At 71.5% G+C, this 2,547-nt stretch carries 2 protein-coding genes; one reads left to right on the top strand and one right to left on the bottom strand.

Annotated elements, in window-relative coordinates; all coding sequences use genetic code 11:
* On the top strand, positions 1–480 hold a 480-nt coding region (locus H5J33_RS30805; protein ID WP_181798057.1), incomplete at its 5' end, for a uridine kinase.
* Between the two features lie 178 nt (positions 481–658).
* Here the strand turns inward: H5J33_RS30805 and corA are convergent.
* Complete coding sequence (gene corA, locus H5J33_RS30800) at positions 659–1,786, bottom strand: magnesium/cobalt transporter CorA (protein ID WP_181798056.1); 1,128 nt, start codon at positions 1,784–1,786, stop codon at positions 659–661.
* Between the last annotated feature and the right edge of the window lie 761 nt (positions 1,787–2,547).

Here is a 2,547-nt window from a genome sequence, read left to right as displayed (position 1 = left end):
GAGGCACTGCGCGTACGCGGCCGTCCCTCCCTCGTCATCGGCACGGAGGGCTTCCTGCGCCCGGCCTCGCTGCGCCTGGAGCACGGTCGGCGCGACGCGGAGTCGTACTACAGCGGGTGGTTCGACACGGGCGCCCTGTGGCGGGAGGTGTTCGGCCCGCTCGACCCCGGAGGCACCGGGCGGGTCCTGCCCGACCTATGGGACCCGGTCACGGACCGGGCCACCCGCAGTCCCTACGCCCAACTCCCGCCCGGTGGCATCCTCCTGCTCCACGGTCCTCTCCTGTTGCGTCACTGGTTCCCCTTCGACCTGACCGTGCATCTCCTCCTTTCCCCGGGCGCTCTGCGCCGCCGCACCCCCGAGGCCGACCACTGGACCCTCCCCGCCTTCGAGCGCTACGAGGCCGAAGCCGACCCGGCCGGCACGGCGGACGTCCTGGTCCGCGCCGACGACCCGCGCCACCCCGCCTGGAGCGGCTGACCCGACGGGCGCGCAGGCCGGGCGCGCAGGCCTCCGGGGTGGCCGGGCTGCCGTGGCATCCGGCCTCCCGGAGCCGTACCCCTCGGTCGTACCGGAGCCGCACCGGTCGTACCGGGGCCGTACCCGGGGCCGAACTCGCGGTCGTACCGAAGCCGGGTGACTCCGGCATGCCCGCCGCTCAGAGCCAGCCGTTGCGCCGGAAGCCCCGGTACAGCGCCAGACACGCCGCCGCCATCACGACCATGACCAGCGGATAGCCGAACCGCCAGTGCAGCTCCGGCATGTGATCGAAGTTCATGCCGTACACCCCGCACACCATCGTCGGCACGGCGATCACCGCGGCCCACGCCGTGATCCTCCGCATGTCCTCGTTCTGCGCGACGGTCACCTGCGCCAGATGCGCCTGCAGAATGGAGTTGAGCAGCTCGTCGAACGCGGCGATCTGCTCCTTGGCCCGGATCAGATGGTCGAGCACATCCCGGAAGTACGCCTGTATCTCCGGGTCGACGACCCGGATGGGCCGGGTCGCCAGGTCCTCCACCGGGCGGCCCAGCGGCACCACCGCCCGTTTCAACTCCAGCAGTTCACGCTTCATCTGGTAGATGCGGCCGGGGTCGAGCCGCGCGCCGTTCTCCGAGAACACCTCCGTCTCCACCTGGTCGATGTCGCCCTGCACCGCGTCCGTGACGTTCAGATAGTCGTCGACCACCTGGTCGGCGATCGCGTGCAGCACCGCGGCCGGCCCTTTGGCGAGCTGCCGCGGGTCCGTTTCCAGTTCCTCGCGCAGCGGGCCGAGCGAGCCATGGCGTCCGTGCCGCACCGTGATCACGAAGTCCTCGCCGACGAACACCATGATCTCGCCGGTGTCCACCACCTCGCTGGTCGCCGTCAGCCGTTCGTGCTCCACGTAGCAGACGGTCTTGAACACCGCGAAGAGCGTGTCCCCGTAGTGCTCGAGCTTCGGCCGCTGATGGGCCTCGACCGCGTCCTCCACCGCCAGCGGGTGCAGGTCGAACAGCTCGGCGACGCCGACGAACTCACGCTCCGTCGGCTCGTGCAACCCGAGCCAGACGAAGCCCTCGCCGGTCTTGCGCACCAGCCGCACGGCATCCACCAGGTCGGCGCCCCCAGGGACGCGCACGCCGTCCTGATATGTCACGCAGTTCACCACCGAGGAGCCCAGAGGCGATCTGGCGGGATGGCTCAGGTCCACGCGCGGCCGACGCCTGGCCAGCCGTGCCACCTTGCGCAGGCCGCCGACGCCGCCCAGCCCCGTGACCTTCCGCAGATTGCCTGCCATGGACATCTGGATCTCCTCGCGTGGATCTCCGAGTGCGACGCTTCCGCGCCTTGCCCCGCAAGTCTGCCAGTCCTGGGCAAAGTGCGTGGAAGCCTGTGGGAACAGGGAGTTCCGCTTTGTTCCCGCCTGTGGACAAAGGGCGGCCGAACCGGGAATCCGGGCCGACCGGGATGGATGACCGGGGCCATGACGCCATCCGACGGGTACCTCCTGGGCAACCGGCAGAACGAGGCGTGCCGGCGCTTCAACGCCTTCGCCACCTTCTTCGTCCCCACGGTCTTCCGGCACTTGGAGGCACTCGGCCTCGGGCCCGGCTGCCGCTGCTGCGAAGCCGGCGCCGGCGGCAGCTCCGTCGTGTCGTGGCGACCCGCCCGCCGGTACGGGTGCGCGTGCACGATGCGGGCGCCGAGGAGCCGCCGGGCCCGCGATCGGCAGGCAGCCCGCCCGGGGCAGCAAAGCGGCAGCCCCTCACCGGCAGCCCGCCTGGGAACACGAGAACGACCGCAACCGGCCGCCGGGCCCCTCTACCTCGTGGAGAGGCCCTGCTTCCGGTGCACCCCGTGCAGAGGCCCCGCTTCGGCCCGGCCCGCCAAGCCTTCGGCCCGGCCCGCCAAGCCTTTCGGACCTCCCGCGGACCGCCGCGCTCCCGGTACGACCGTGGCGACGAGCCCGGCCCATGACAGGGCTCAGCTCGCGCCGTCCCGGTGTGGTTTCTTGATCTGCTTCGCGGCGCCGACCGCGCCGAACGCGGTGGCGGCCATGGACAG

It is taken from the genome of Streptomyces sp. WELS2 (assembly GCF_013870595.1).
Taxonomy (GTDB): domain Bacteria; phylum Actinomycetota; class Actinomycetes; order Streptomycetales; family Streptomycetaceae; genus Streptomyces.
The sequence above is the reverse complement of the archived record's forward strand: the minus strand, read 5'-3'. Positions and strand labels throughout refer to the sequence as shown.